Genomic DNA, 14,020 nt, shown 5'->3' with positions numbered 1-14,020 from the left:
CTGCAACAAAACTTTACAACGTGTCCCATTTGCCACGTATTTCGGCATAACCCCTTATATTCCTACACTGTAAAGAATCACGTCAAATATCGCCAGGGCTGGTCAGATTTGGCGAGGTTCGGGTTTTGGCGGGATTTGGTCATTTTAGCAAGCCAATTGTCTCTGACACTGCGCTTTGTACAAGCGTACAATTTCAATTTACCGCCACTGCCTACACACTTGCTGAATAGCACGAACAGTTGCAACTAGGGCGTCAGTACCACCTAGTGGAATAATGGCATCACTCAATTTAGGAATATCTCCTAATAATTTGTAACGCTCATAATGCGACAAGTTGTGGAGAATTTCACACCATAAATCAAATTTGATAGAGGCTAGGTTAAGTACCGATAATAAACTACTAAAGCAACCAGCACGCTCAGAGTCATCTGGAATACTACGTGTGGTATCAAGGGCTTGCTGTAGCAGTTCTGGCGGCAGATGTGGCGCTAGTTCACTCAGGGCTCTTGCACGGTAAGAGTCACCTTGAATACTACGTGTGGTATCAAGGGCTTCTTGTAGTATTTCAGGCAGATGTCGCGCTAGTTCACTCAGGGCATAAGCACGGAAACGGTCACCTTGAATACTACGTGCAGTATCAAGGGCTTCCTGTAGTATTTCAGGCAGATATGGCGCTAGTCCACTCAGGGCTATTGCACGCCCAAAGTCATCTTGAATACTACGTGCGGTATCGAGGGCTTGCTGTAGCAGTTCTGGCGGCAGATGTGGCGCTAGTCCACTCAGGGCTATTGCACGGGAATAGTCATATTGAATACTACGTGCGGTATCAAAGGCTTCCTGTAGTATTTCAGGCAGATATGGCGCTAGTCCACTCAGGGCTATTGCACGCCCAAAGTCATCTTGAATACTACGTGCGGTATCGAGGGCTTGCTGTAGCAGTTCTGGCGGCAGATGTGGCGCTAGCCCACTCAGGGCTTTTGCACGGTGATAGTCATATTGAATACTACGTGCAATAACAAGGAATTCTTGTAGTAGTTCTGGCGGCAGATGTGGCGCTAGTCCACTCAAGGCTATTGCATGGTTAGAGTCATCTTGAATACTACGTGCGGTATCAAGGGCTTCTTGTAGTATTTCAGGTAGGTGTGGCGCTAGCCAAATCAGGGCATAAGCACGGTTAGAGTCAGATTGAATACTACGTGCAATAACAAGGGCTTCTTGTAGTATTTCAGGCAGATGTGGCGTTAGTCCACTCAGGGCATAAGCACGGTAAGAGTCATCTTGAATACCACGTGCGGTATTAAGGGCTTCTTGTAGTAGTTCTGACGGCAAATGTGGCGCTAGTCCACTCAGGGCTATTGCACGGTTAGAGTCATTTGGAATACTACGTGCGGTATCAAGGGCTTCTTGTAGTAGTTCTGACGGCAGATGTGGCGCTAGTCCACTCAAGGCTATTGCACTGCGATAGCCATCTGGAATACTACGTGCAGTATCAAGGGCTTCTTGTAGTAGTTCTGACGGCAAATGTGGCGCTAGTCCACTCAGGGCTATTGCACGGTGATAGCCATCTGGAATACTACGTGCAGTATCAAGGGCTTCTTGTAGTAGTTCTGGCGGCAGATGTGGCGCTAGTACACTCAAGGCTATTGCACTGCGATAGCTATCTGGAATACTACGTGTGGTATCAAAGGCTTCTTGTAGTATTTCAGGCAGATGTGGCGTTAGTACACTCAGGGCTATTGCACGGTAATAGCCATTTTGAATACTACGTGCAGTATTAAGGAGTTTTTGTAGTATTTCAGGCAGCATATGTGGCGCTAGCCTAATCAGGGCATAAGCACGGTTAGAGTCATATTGAATATTACCTGTGACATCAACGGCTTCCTGTACTATTTTTGGCAGGTGTAGCGCTAGCCCAATCAGGGCAATATGGTTAGCGTCATCTGGAATACTACGTGCGGCATCAAAGGCTTCCTGTAGTATTTCAGGCAGGTGTGGCGCTAGTACACTCAGGGCATAAGCACGGTTAGAGTCATTTGGAATACTACGTGCGGCATCAAGGGCTTCTTGTAGTAGTTCTGGCGACAAATGTGGCGCTAGTCCACTCAGGGCTATTGCACGCCCAAAGTCATCTTGAATACTACGTGCAGTATCAAAGGCTTCTTGTAGTAGTTCTGACGACAAATGTGGCGCTAGTCCACTTAGGGCTATTGCACGCCCAAAGTCATCTTGAATACCACGTGCGGTATCAAGGGCTTCTTGTAGTATTTCAGGCAGATGTGGCGCTAGTCCACTCAGGGCTTTTGCACGGGTAGAGTCATCTTGAATACTACGTGCGGTATTAAGGGCTTCTTGTAGTAGTTCTGACGGCAGATGTGGCGCTAGTCCACTCAGGGCATTAGCACGGTAATAGTCAGATTGAATACTACGTGCGGTATCAAGGGCGATAGAAAATAGAGGTTTTGATAAGTGAGGAGCTAACGCGCTTAACCCTTCTGCTCGTTGCCTGGATTCTTTTGCTTGTTGAGCATATGCTAATCCCTGTGCAGGTGTCCACAATCCCTTTTTTACTAGTGCTGCCATTAAGGAAGCAGGGATATTTTTTGCCAAACTGTTAAGAGAAGTTGTGATTAGAGCATAGCGGCACTGTAATGCAATTGACTTACTTGGGTTTTCCTCAAACATCTTCTCTGCTAACCGCCAAGCACGAGCTATATCTGTGACAAAATTGCCAGTTTGTCCCAAGCGATCGCACGTCTCATACCAGCCGTTACGTCCTTGTGCAGTTTCCTCCATTAATAGCTGGTGTAACTCCTGTGTTCTGCTTGCCTGCTCGAAATGCCAACTCAGGTTAGCGTGGATATAACCGTCATCAGGAAGCGTATGCCATAGTCCTTGCTGAGTTTTGCTACGGTAACAATCCAATAACATAGAATGAGCAGCAGTCAAGCTCAATCCTAAACCAGGTAGCTCTTCTGCTTTATTAGGAGATGAATCACCTGTTAGCAATAGCTTTGCAGCATCATGCATTAAGTCGTGCAGCCTGTAAGTTTGCTTTTGGTCATCCCCAGTTGCTCCTGCTAATAGTAATGCTTTGGTCTTAAAGGAGCGTAGTGTTGTCAAAGCTTGTCTAGGGTTAATCTCCCATAACGTTGCTGCCATTGTGTGAGTAATAACTACATCTTCTGGCAAGACACCAAACCAAGCAAATTGTCGCAACATTTCTGGGGTTAACGAGCGCAAGCTGAGGTTAAATGATGCAATTAAGCTGTAGTGTCTCCGTTGTTCCTCATGAATACAACTATCTGCTCCTGGTGTTTGCAGCGATTCTAAACGAGCAATTTCTAAGTTCAAGTCTTCCAACAATTCTTGCCACGATACCCCATCTGCCACTTGAGCGGCTGCTAAATCCAGTGCTAAGGGTAAATATCCCACAGTCTGTGCTAGTTGTTGCGCCTGCTGCTGTTCTACCTTAGTTAATGGATTGTTCTGAGATTTTTGTAACAACTCCAATGATTCGTTTGGCGTCATTACGTCTAAATCATAGGAACTTGCTCCTCGTATTGTTGCTTCTCTTGTTGTAACCAGAACTCGACAACTAGACCCCCCCACTCGAAATGGTTCAACGTGTTCTGGATTCCAAGCATCATCCACAACCAGCAGTGCTTTTTTGTCATGAAGTAATGTCCGTAAATGCTTGGATGCACCATCTAGGGTGAGAGGTTTATAGTCATGATCCCCTAATGCTTGAATCCAATCGCTTAATAGTGGTAATAAATCTGGTTGTTGACCCAATGTTACCCATAGCACACCATCTGGAAATTGTGCTTGCACCTTTGGATCATGCGCTACCGCTGCTGCCAAGGTCGATTTCCCAATTCCACCCAAGCCATAAATGGCGCTAACGACTAATGTCCCTGTCCTGTTACCTTCTAAGGATAACAAACGTGTTTTAATCTCTTTATGATGCTCTGGGCGTTCTACAAAATACTGAGGTAGATATGGCACCTGAAACGGAGCACCTGTGGTAGGACGCTTGTAAGTTCCAAAATAGACATTTCCATGTACATCTCTTAAAACTGTACTGTTATCAACATTCCCAGTGTTCTGGTTTTGGTTGCCTGTTGAAGTTTGATTTATTTTGGGCGAGCGCTCAGAAGTTGAGTTTGGCTCTTGTGTTGCTTGTGTTGGAACATTTAAGGAACTGGAATATCTTTCAGTGGTTGGAAAGTGAGGTGCTGTTCTTCGTTTGCAACGTTTTTTCCACACAATACGGAATAATCTGGAGAACATTCTCCAAATTCTTTTGGCAAGCTGACGAAAAACTCCTCGTGTCACGGTTTTCTGCCCTTGTTTACATCGTCACATTGCCAGAGACATCGCGAACTACCTTACTACCTTGCACGCTCCCAAGAGTCTGGTTATTCTCACCTGTAACATTCTGTACTACTTTGTCACCACTATTCCCTTGGGCATTTTCCTGCATAATCCGAGCAATTTCTTGAGCCAAGAGTTCATCTTGCTCTAGCAGTTTCTTTAACTGCACACGCAATGCCACCTGCAAATCCTCGTCATCCGGTGCTTTGGCAACATCTGCTGCTGCTTCTAGCGCTGCTGGTTTTGTTTGCACCTTTGGTTGTAGCTTAGCCCACACTGCTTTAGCCTTATCCCAAGCATCCTCTCCTGCTTTGGCAACCGCACCGTCAAATACTTTGTTTCCTACATTCATTAGAAAAGGAAGGAAAGGAGCCAAGAACTTTGTAAGTACAACTACATCCATTGCTTGCAACCCTCTAAAGTATGATTCTGTAAAAATTCCGACGAAAATGCTAGCTTCAAGGCTTAAAAGAAAATTAAGACACGAACTCAGTGACTACTACAAGTATTCACGCTCATGGTCATCGTTTTCGGAATTTATCTGGTTTGCTGTCGTCTCTAGTTATTAAAACTCTCTCACATTTTTGTCTACGAATTTGTAAACATATTGTAGACAAAAGAAAGAGCAATAAGCTATTGTCATTTGTATACTAACGTCTACAGGAGTATACAAGTGAGTAGCAAAGTGATTTCATTTCGCTTCAGTGATGCTGAAATTCAAGCATTAGAAGCGTTTCAAACAGAAGAGGATGGAGATTCACTCAACCAAACAGCAGCACGGTTGCTCAGGGGTATTCTTGGCATATCGAAAGAACTGTCTACAACTGTAGACATTAACAAACTAGTTGAGGAGAAGATAAGCGCTGCTGTGGGTAGTCTACAAGTCAAACTAGAATTGGTGGAAGAACGCTTGGGAAAATTGAACGCCTGAAGGAAAAGGATGAATCCCTCAGGCAAAAACAGAAAGCAGTACATCCAGATTACACCGCAGTTCGGGAACGAACGCTCAAAAAGCTCAGGGTTGGGAGCCAATCAGCTGCTGGTAAGGCTGTAGACGTTTTTATTCGGGAAATTGAGCGGGCATATCCACCTCCCCTCCCCACGCCTACAAATGCCCAAAAACCTTAGTTTGACGGGATTCCAGCCGCTAAGCGCCCCGATTCGAGAGGCAATTTTTGTCTACAAATGTAGACATATTGTAAACAAGAGAAACTAGAGGTATAGAGCAACAGTAAACACTGCGAAAAATACTAGTTAACCCGGTAAGAGTGAAGCTGGCATAACTTACTAATTGGTTTTCTGACACTTGTAGACTTACTGTAGACAAAAGTAGACAGTTAATCTTCTGGCTTTGTCCACACCCAACCAAGTCTATCCCCAGTCCCAACAACTTCACCCAGTTTGCGATCTGCCAGTGAAGAAAAGATAATGCGGATGTCCTCAGCTGGCATATCCTCAAACAATCGGCTGTTTTGCTTGAGGGTACGAGCTTTTAAAACTTCCCCCAAGTGCTGCTTACCCCAATCAACGATGAATTGCTCATACTCATTTGATGGTGTCGGTTGGTTGTTTACATTGTCTACATTATTGTCTACAGATGGGAACAGTGGTGTTTGGGCGGTAACTCCCCAATTACTTAAATCCAGTTCAACCGGGAAGTCATCCACCATAAACCGCTTTTTCCCGCCAGCTTTCAGCCATTGCTCAAGCTTAGAGTCCTTTAGCTTTGTTCTGGCGTGTTCATAAGCGAACTGTCCCAACCTCACCAGGCAGAAGCAGCTGTACAGCGTGTCCTTGTCTCCTTGTAACCCGAAGTTTTCAGCCGTGTCATTTTGGGCGATCGCCAGAATAAACTGTTTATAACGCCTACCGCGTTTAGCGTGTTTTTTGAGCCAAGTTACCGCGTTATCACATTCGTCCACCAGGACTGGGAACTCTTCAGCGATGAGAAAGCGTTCTCGACCTGCAAGAACTTTATCGCCCGATTCACCGCGTAGCTGTACCAGTTCTTCTAAGTTTTCTAAATCCTTCCCCATTGCCGCGTCAATGGCTTTGAAATTCCCTTTACGTCCAATTACATCATTTTGGTCGAGCCACGCCCAATCCTCTGGTTTAGCGTCGCTATCGTAGATGACGACACGACCACCAATTTTGGATGATAGGAACTGGGTGAAAGTCGATTTCCCGTCGCCAGTCCCGCCAATGAGCGCAACGTGCTTCTGTTTTTTCTGGATGTACTCCACTGGGTCGGTGATGAGATTGTCAGGTGTCCAGTCAGCAGTGAGGGCGGGAACTGTTATCGCCAGTGTCGAGGACGGCTGCATATTGCTTCTCATCCAAGTTAAAAAACTCAGTTTTGATTCTTGTTCAATGTCTCCCAAGCGCTCTTGCAGTTGTTTAAATGTCCGGCGTTGGGTTGACCCCACGGCGAGAACCGCACAAGATGAGCCAAGTATCCAAGGGCGTTGCTTGCGGTTGTCAACTGCAACAGATAATAAAAGAATGCTAGCAACTAAGCACGCCCATGAGGTGATTTTGGCACGGGTGTGCATCTGTAGGTAATGGTGGAGTTGGGAGGGGTGCAAGTCGGTCATAGTCCCAAAATCACCCCTAAAGTTACCAATGTAAGTCGGAAGATGAGTATTCCCCTGACTGCTGGCAACTCTAGCAACTGCCAAAGGAATAAACCCGCAACTGCCAGAGCAACGACTCCCCCAATGCGAATGAAATAAGGTATTGGCAGTGACGACCAACAGCTAGCAATGAGCGCGGGTACCGCTATACTTGCGGTGATATCAAAAAGCAGGTCGGTGAGGTTATCAGGAAGTGCGAGCGCGTTTTCCCAACCGCGCTTAAATGCGTCTATCCTGTTGGGTTGAGGAGTTAGTGGGGTGGTTCTAGTCGGATTTGAGGAGATGGGGGCAATATCTACAGTTATCTGTTGCTGGTCTTTACCGTCCATATATAACCCCATCCTTGAATGATTCAAACTGGGTTTGGCAATTAGTCAACTTTGTCTGTAACTCTTGGGTAACTGATTGATGCCACAAGGTAAACCCCACAGCTGCTAGGGCAATGAGTAGCCAAGTAATGCTGTTATCGTCTTTCATAAACTGAATCCCCCGGTGTCGGGGGATAATTGTTTACTCTGGATCTAAAAGCGCCTTTAAAAATCAGGTCTGTTGGTTGTTGGGTTGACGGATAGTTCAACTGGGTAAGCTTGCCCGTAGCCAGTAGGTGCTGACTTGCGGGTTTTCAGGTCAACAGATTTTGACTTTGAAACTTTAATCATCAGTCGGGAGCCGTCAGCAGCGGGGGAGAAAACTTGATAGTTCTCAATGGCATCCCACGCCACAGGGTCTTTGGCGACGTGTGCGCTGTATTGCACACTTGACATTGATGAAAGTGCGGTAGTTGTGGGAATTCCAATGAGTTTACGCGGTTTTTTGGGCTTCTCTTGCAGTGCTTTAGCGTTGGTACTGCCATTGCTTGCAGTTGATGTACTGTTAGGTTTTTCTACTTCTTGAAACTCCATAAGTTTGGTATTGGGTGAGTTTGGACGCACAAACCCGGCGCGGTGACTGGCTGAAGTCCCCGTGTGGTAAGGGTTTTGTGTTTTTGCCTAAGAGTAGATTAACATAATATGCAGTATATGCAGTATTGTATTTAGTGCAAGTCCTGGCAATAGAACTATAGTTAGCTTAATGACAGAATAGGCAACATACACAGCAATGACAGTTCTTGCACTTATGCCTAACGATGCTGAGGAAAAAATTATTTCATTAAGAATTTTTATGCCAGAGTCATTACGAAACAGCTTTAAGGCTGTGTGTGCCAAACAAGGAAAGAATATGAGCGAGGTAGTCACGGAATTTGTTAAGGATTACGTAGTTGAACACGAATCCCCTTCGACCAAGCAGGAAGAGGGGGCGGCATGACTACAGAACAGCGACTAGACCGCATAGAAGCAATATTGCTGCAAGTTGCTCAACAGCAACAAACCAATACAACAGCAATAGGACAGTTGACGGTAAAAGTTGACGGGCTGGTAGAAGAGGTTGACAGCCTCAGAGAGATAGTAATGCATTCCATTCAAAATGCCGAAGTTGACCGAGAAGTATTTCAAGCTGAAATTCGGCGTATATGGGAATACCTGCTAGGGCAGTCGGGCAACGGGAGGCGTGAGGGGGAGTATTGAAGCGAAGATTTTAACCAGTAAAACTTAAAGCGAACTGGATATTCGGTGCTGGTTGATGTTTCAATAGTGACAGAAAATTAATGCGCCTTGGTTGAGTGCGACAACACCTACCCAAGACGACTTCCGTAACATCGTCTGGCAAACGATAGGACGGTGCCTACCTTATCCATGATTCGGCATAAACGGATAAGGAGGATAACTCTATTTTGGCAGCTTGGGCTAGCTATATGCATGACCTAAGCAAAACCCAAAACTTATGTTGTCCTAAAAAAATGAGCCAGGAGTATATGAAAACAAACTTCTCTGAGTACAAACAAAAAAATCGCTTGTTCGGGTTTGCCGCCGAACAAGCGCCTCATAATTTCAAATTATTAAAATATGGAAAAATCATACACTACGGACATCATACCACAGCAAAACATCGAGACTCTTGCTCAGGAAAGATTTGAAAGCTTTGAGCAATTCAAAGAATTTATCCTTACGTCATTTGTTGAGGGCAGTGGCATCGACCCAGAGTTATTTGATGCGTGCGTGGAGTTCCACTGTGATCAAGAATTCGACTACGGCGGGGAAGTTTCGACCCCAATCCATGATGAACTCGACTGGGAATTCACCAGATTTGGACACCAGGCAAAGGAGCCGATGTACGCGGCATTCCTCAAAAACGAAGATGGAAGCACTTGGCAGGCAATTGTAAGCATCTGGGACGACGAGAAGCAGCGACCTTACCAGTACAAGGCACCAAAACGGATAGGGGATAGGGTATTCCTTCCGCCAGTGCCACCAGGGATAAGAAGGCGGATAGGTAATAGATATGGCATTGAGGTACCTCTAACGGGCAGTTTTTGGGAGTGGTACGAAAATATTGATATTCCAAGACTCCCCACTGAGGGTGGTAAGAAAGCGTTATGCCTGTTGTCTTTGGGGTATGTAGCACTTGCACTGTTTGGATGCAAGTGTGGAGTAAAAACCAAAGATGAATCGGGGGAAGATGAATCGGGGAGTAAAGCAAAGCTATATCTCATTCCCGACTTGCAACGATTTGCAGCTCCTGATAGCAGATGGCTTTCTTGCTTTGATAAAGACTCTAAGCATAAAGCCAAGCTGGATGTGGCGTATTGGAACAAGAAAAGGAAGATTGCTTTAAATTTGAGCGAGTGCTTCATTGCCGATATTCTATGGAAATCAGAGCAAGGCAAGGGAGTGGATGATTTCGTGGTAAACAACGGCTCAGGGAGTTTTGATGCGGCATATTTAAAGGCGATAGCGGCACTGGAGAGAGCGTTAGCTAAGGACTCTGTACCTGAATCGCCAGCGGCACAAAGCAAGAGGAAACAACAAATGAACTTGATTCATTCTCGTTGGGGTGAAAAGTTAAGATTCAACGAGATGACCCTAAAAGTTGAGCTAGATGGTGAACCGCTCGACCTCGACACCTTGGCGTGTCGATTGGCGGATGAACTCAATATCGATATTGGCAACAACACAGCAGTGCAGATAGTGCTGTACCTCGCCAAAACGCGCGTTTATAACCCAGTGCGTGAGTACTTGGAGCAAGTGGCGGCAGAGTACCCAAATCAAGATTTATCCATTTTGGATGACATTGCAACCCGTTACTTTGACAGTACTGAACCACTGCACAACACTTTTATGCGCAAGCACCTTATTGGGCAAGTGCGGCGCATTATGGAACCGGGATGCCAACACGACACAGTGCTGGTACTCCAGGGAGACCAGGGCATCCAAAAATCAACTTTTTGGCGGACGCTCGCGGTTGACCCGCAGTGGTTCGACGACACGATAGCAAGCTCTAGCAATGACAAGGACGAACGCCTGAAGCTCAGACGATTTTGGATTTTGGAATTGGCTGAGATTGAATCGGTGTTCAAGCGTAAGGAGATTGCTTCGTTGCGCGGTTTTTTGACGACCAAATGCGATAACTTACGCGTCCCCTATGGGCGGTCAATCGAGTCTTTTGCGCGTACGTCGTGTTTTGTAGCCAGCGTTAACCCCAGCCAATTCCTTGTTGACCCTGAAGGACACAGGAGGTTTTGGGTAGTTCCTGTTTCAACTGGTCGTATTCCAGTTGAAAAGTTAGTAGAGGAGAGAGACTTACTGTGGGCTGCTGCTGTTCATGCGTACCGAAAAGGTGAGCAACACTGGCTAACTCCAAAAGAAGAGAAACGTAATGCGCTGCTCAATAAGCGCCACGAGGTCGAGGATAGCTGGCAGGAGATTATCGACTTTTATCTGGAGAATCAATCAGAAGTAACTGTAAGCAGCATCTTGAGTAACTGCTTAAAAATGGAAGTTGGCAGGCACGACCGTTCATCTCAGATGCGTGTCGTCGAGTCCCTCAAGAGATTGGGGTGGGTGAAAAGGGAGAAGAAAAAGGTTAACGGGAAGGTGATTCAAATATGGAGGTCGCAACCAGGTCACAACCAGGTCGCAACTGAGGTCGCAACCGACTCTAATCAAGATATAGTAAGCATTTCAGAGAAAAGGTTGCTATCTAATGATGAAACTCAAGACTATTATTCACCTAGTTTTAGACCGAATATAGTCAGTAGTATAAATAACGACGTACCTTCAGATACAACTATTCGGTTCGGTCTAGATTCAAATCAAGAGAGTCTTGAAATAGGTCACAACCGAGAAAATGCCCCCACAGAAACGGCTGAAACTCTCCCTGTGTCTACATCTGAGGCGGTTGTGACCTCGGTTGCGACCTGGTTGCGACCTTCTGAGGAGAACGAAAAATCAACCCTGACAGAGGTTGTGACCGAGGCGCAAGATGTTGCGACCGAGGCTATCACCCCCTCATTACCTTGTGAGGTGGGGGATACCGTAGAGTTCTGGCACCAGGGGGAAAAGCAGTGGATGAAAGGCAAAGTAGAAGCTGTCGAGCAAGAGAAGGGCATTTTAATTAAAGCCAGTATCAGATATTGGGCATGGGGGAAAAGCCGAACTGAGTCGATTGGTCGCACTGACTGGTTGAGATAGTTTAGCCTCAAATGATCGAAAGCAATCGTTAGTTGGGGCTTAAGTCCCAACTGAGGATGCACTGCAAAAAATAACAAAAATTGACTGGACACTTCTAAAGTATCCAGTAACAACTTTTGACGAATTTTTGCTGCAACTCAGGAGTAACTAGGTATATATGCAGTCGTGCCTTAACCCCCAACTAACCAAAATGTATACACAGCAAGCTCCACGCCTGATGATATCCGTATGATATCCGTTATTAAAGTTAAAAAGAGTACAATTTTGCTTGCTAAGTAGTGTTAGCATCAAGACCTGGGCACCCAAAAGTCATGGTCAGGTTTGTGGGTGAAGTATCAGGCTTGCTGTACAGAGTTCAAGACTTAAATGACTGTTAGTTATCCTTATTTAGCTAATTATTGGTTTGCAGCATCAAGGCTTGACAAACTCATTCCTATCGCTGAGTATGCCAAACTTCAGCACGTACACGTTCAAACTGTACGTAGACGCATTTTGCAAGGAAGATTAATTGGTCTAAAAACAGGCGGCAAGTGGGGGTAGTGTTACGGAAGCTGCGACCAGGGGCAAACTAAACAGTTTAGTTTATATAACTAGGGGCGGATATAGCTGACACGAGTACTGCAAAGTATTCTATAAGCCTTATATGATAAGCACTTCAGGATTTGGCACACTTATGGAGATAGTAATCAGCGACCCGGCGCGGTGGGCGCTCACAACCATCGTGCTTAAGTTCCGCTAATACATAGAGTCGGAAATTTTTGGTTGAAATTATCTACTTTTTGAACTTAAAGGGCATAAAATTCTCACGAAAATGGGTGAAATTCCGGCTCCTCAACAAAATTCGGAACTTTTTTGGAGTCCTACTAAACTATACGGTTTAGTTTGCCCCTGGTCGTAGCTTCCGTAACACTACCCCAAGTGGTATGTTTTGCGCCCCATGCTTGAATAAGTATATATGCCAGTCGGGACTTAAGTCCCGACTAACCAAAACGTACACGGGGAGAAACCAGCGAGCGTGACGAGGTCTTCCACGCAACGACTGGTGGTCAAAGAAACGACCATTTCGCTTTTAACCTTTATATGGGGTAAAAGTAGCCAAGACGTATTTTGCCGCCATACGTCGTCTGTAAATCTTACTCAGACTATGTTTCAGAAAAAAATGACTTCAATTGAAAAATTGGGATTTGGTAGACCATATTTGCAACCTTGAACTGTACCATTTGAACATCTCTAATTTTTAGAGCTTGAAACCCTTGTAGCTACGTTCAAAAACATTGTGTCAAATAACGTAAAGGTCAATTGGCACAACAGTAGCGTACTACATATGACCATTAGCGTGAGCAACGACATTTTTATTTCCAAATCTCTTTCACAGCAAGGGTTTTAGGCGTTATGTGGCGGCAAACGTCAGCTTCGGTGATCTTACCCCTATATAGGGCTTACAGTGTGAATACAACAAAAACTTCCAAAAGTTGCATTCACCTGACTTCATGACGCCCATCGCACTCGTAAAAACCCATCAACGACAACAACTTGCTACCATGTCTCCAGCCGATGCCCAGCAACGACTGATTGAAATGTGGCTGCATGACAAGTCTCAACACACGGTGACTGCTTACCGTTTTCATGTGACTCAGTTTTTGGCGTTTTTGGGGAAACCATTGCAGCAAGTGACTCTAGAAGATTTGTACGCCTTTGCCGAAACGTTGGGGGATTTAGCACTGAGTAGCCAAAAAAACACCCTCTCGGTTATCAGGTCACTTATCAGCTTTGCTCATAAAATCGGATACATTCCTTTGAATGTGGGTGCTGCGATGAAACTCGATAAGTGTGCCGATACACTCAACCAACGGCTTTTGATTCAGCGCGATGTCCAAAAAATGGTCTGGGCGACTGAACAAGCACAATACCGTTATAAAACAGAAAAACAGCGTGATTTACTCATTCTCAAACTTCTTTACACCAGTGGGTTAAGGGTGAGCGAGTTAACCGGACTATGTTGGAATAATATGATACCACGCCGTGACCACGGGCAATTGACTGTCGTCGGCAAAGGGCAGAGAACCCGTTCGGTGATCATCCCCAGTGAACTGTGGAGCGAACTCACTCAATTTCGCGGTGATGCGAGCGATAATTCCCCTGTGTTTGCCAGTCGCAAAGGTGGCGGACACTTAGACCGCAGTCAAATCAACCGAATTGTCGAAGCAGCAGCCAAACGTGCTGGAATTAATAAAAAAGTTTCCCCCCACTGGCTGCGTCATGCTCATGCAACCCATGCCTTAGAAGCAGGTGCTGATATTGGTTTGGTGCAACAGACCCTAGGTCATGCCAATGTCGCCACCACGAGCCGCTATCTACAACACCGTCCTGACAACAGCAGTAGCCTTTATAGGGGGTATGCCGAAATACATGGCAAATGGGACACATTGTAAAGTTTTCTAACGC

The 14,020-nt window shown here is 45.6% G+C and carries 12 protein-coding genes; 6 read left to right on the top strand and 6 right to left on the bottom strand.

The window, feature by feature from the left end; translation table 11 throughout:
* Positions 1-198: 198 nt before the first annotated feature.
* Entirely contained in the window at positions 199-4,335 is a 4,137-nt protein-coding gene (locus tag ACM0OZ_RS45600) for an NB-ARC domain-containing protein (protein WP_414589587.1), read from the bottom strand.
* A 16-nt stretch (positions 4,336-4,351) separates the two neighbouring features.
* The gene (locus tag ACM0OZ_RS45595; protein WP_414589586.1) at positions 4,352-4,777 is read right to left on the bottom strand and encodes a hypothetical protein; all 426 of its coding nucleotides are present in this window, start codon (positions 4,775-4,777) and stop codon (positions 4,352-4,354) included.
* A 270-nt stretch (positions 4,778-5,047) separates the two neighbouring features.
* On the opposite strand from ACM0OZ_RS45595, the gene ACM0OZ_RS45590 reads away from it, so the two are divergent.
* On the top strand, positions 5,048-5,305 hold the full coding sequence (locus ACM0OZ_RS45590; RefSeq protein ID WP_414589585.1) for a hypothetical protein: 258 nt from the start codon (positions 5,048-5,050) through the stop codon (positions 5,303-5,305).
* Between the two features lie 406 nt (positions 5,306-5,711).
* On the opposite strand, the gene ACM0OZ_RS45585 is transcribed toward ACM0OZ_RS45590, so the two are convergent.
* From ACM0OZ_RS45585 to ACM0OZ_RS45570, 4 genes are read right to left on the bottom strand one after another with little or no spacing between them, the layout of a single operon-like run.
* Entirely contained in the window at positions 5,712-6,968 is a 1,257-nt protein-coding gene (locus ACM0OZ_RS45585; protein WP_414589584.1) for a type IV secretory system conjugative DNA transfer family protein, read from the bottom strand.
* The gene (locus tag ACM0OZ_RS45580; RefSeq protein ID WP_414589583.1) at positions 6,965-7,336 is read right to left on the bottom strand and encodes a hypothetical protein; all 372 of its coding nucleotides are present in this window, start codon (positions 7,334-7,336) and stop codon (positions 6,965-6,967) included. The genes ACM0OZ_RS45585 and ACM0OZ_RS45580 overlap by 4 nt, the downstream gene beginning before the upstream one ends.
* The gene (locus ACM0OZ_RS45575; protein ID WP_414589582.1) at positions 7,326-7,484 is read right to left on the bottom strand and encodes a hypothetical protein; all 159 of its coding nucleotides are present in this window, start codon (positions 7,482-7,484) and stop codon (positions 7,326-7,328) included. The genes ACM0OZ_RS45580 and ACM0OZ_RS45575 overlap by 11 nt, the downstream gene beginning before the upstream one ends.
* 56 nt (positions 7,485-7,540) lie before the next feature.
* Positions 7,541-7,909, bottom strand: coding sequence for a hypothetical protein (locus ACM0OZ_RS45570; RefSeq protein WP_336231504.1), 369 nt, complete (start codon positions 7,907-7,909; stop codon positions 7,541-7,543).
* 196 nt (positions 7,910-8,105) lie between these two features.
* Here ACM0OZ_RS45570 and ACM0OZ_RS45565 point away from each other — a divergent pair, with 196 nt between their 5' ends.
* The 5 genes from ACM0OZ_RS45565 to ACM0OZ_RS45545 all read left to right on the top strand — a co-directional run bounded on the left by ACM0OZ_RS45565 (position 8,106) and on the right by ACM0OZ_RS45545 (position 14,007).
* Positions 8,106-8,312, top strand: coding sequence for a plasmid partition protein ParG (locus ACM0OZ_RS45565; RefSeq protein WP_414589581.1), 207 nt, complete (start codon positions 8,106-8,108; stop codon positions 8,310-8,312).
* On the top strand, positions 8,309-8,572 hold the full coding sequence (locus tag ACM0OZ_RS45560) for a hypothetical protein (protein WP_414589580.1): 264 nt from the start codon (positions 8,309-8,311) through the stop codon (positions 8,570-8,572). Before ACM0OZ_RS45565 ends, ACM0OZ_RS45560 begins: the two co-directional genes overlap by 4 nt.
* A 378-nt stretch (positions 8,573-8,950) precedes the next feature.
* Entirely contained in the window at positions 8,951-11,575 is a 2,625-nt protein-coding gene (locus ACM0OZ_RS45555; RefSeq protein WP_414589579.1) for a VapE domain-containing protein, read from the top strand.
* A 366-nt stretch (positions 11,576-11,941) separates the two neighbouring features.
* Positions 11,942-12,115, top strand: a complete 174-nt coding sequence (locus ACM0OZ_RS45550; protein ID WP_414589578.1) for a hypothetical protein — start codon at positions 11,942-11,944, stop codon at positions 12,113-12,115.
* A gap of 950 nt (positions 12,116-13,065) precedes the next feature.
* Positions 13,066-14,007: a tyrosine-type recombinase/integrase gene (locus tag ACM0OZ_RS45545; protein ID WP_414589577.1), complete on the top strand. Its 942-nt coding sequence runs from the start codon at positions 13,066-13,068 to the stop codon at positions 14,005-14,007.
* Positions 14,008-14,020 lie beyond the last annotated feature (13 nt).

It is taken from the genome of Scytonema sp. PCC 10023, assembly GCF_963920835.1.
In the GTDB taxonomy this organism is placed as follows: domain Bacteria; phylum Cyanobacteriota; class Cyanobacteriia; order Cyanobacteriales; family Nostocaceae; genus Kalymmatonema.
This window is presented reverse-complemented; position numbering and strand designations above follow the sequence as displayed.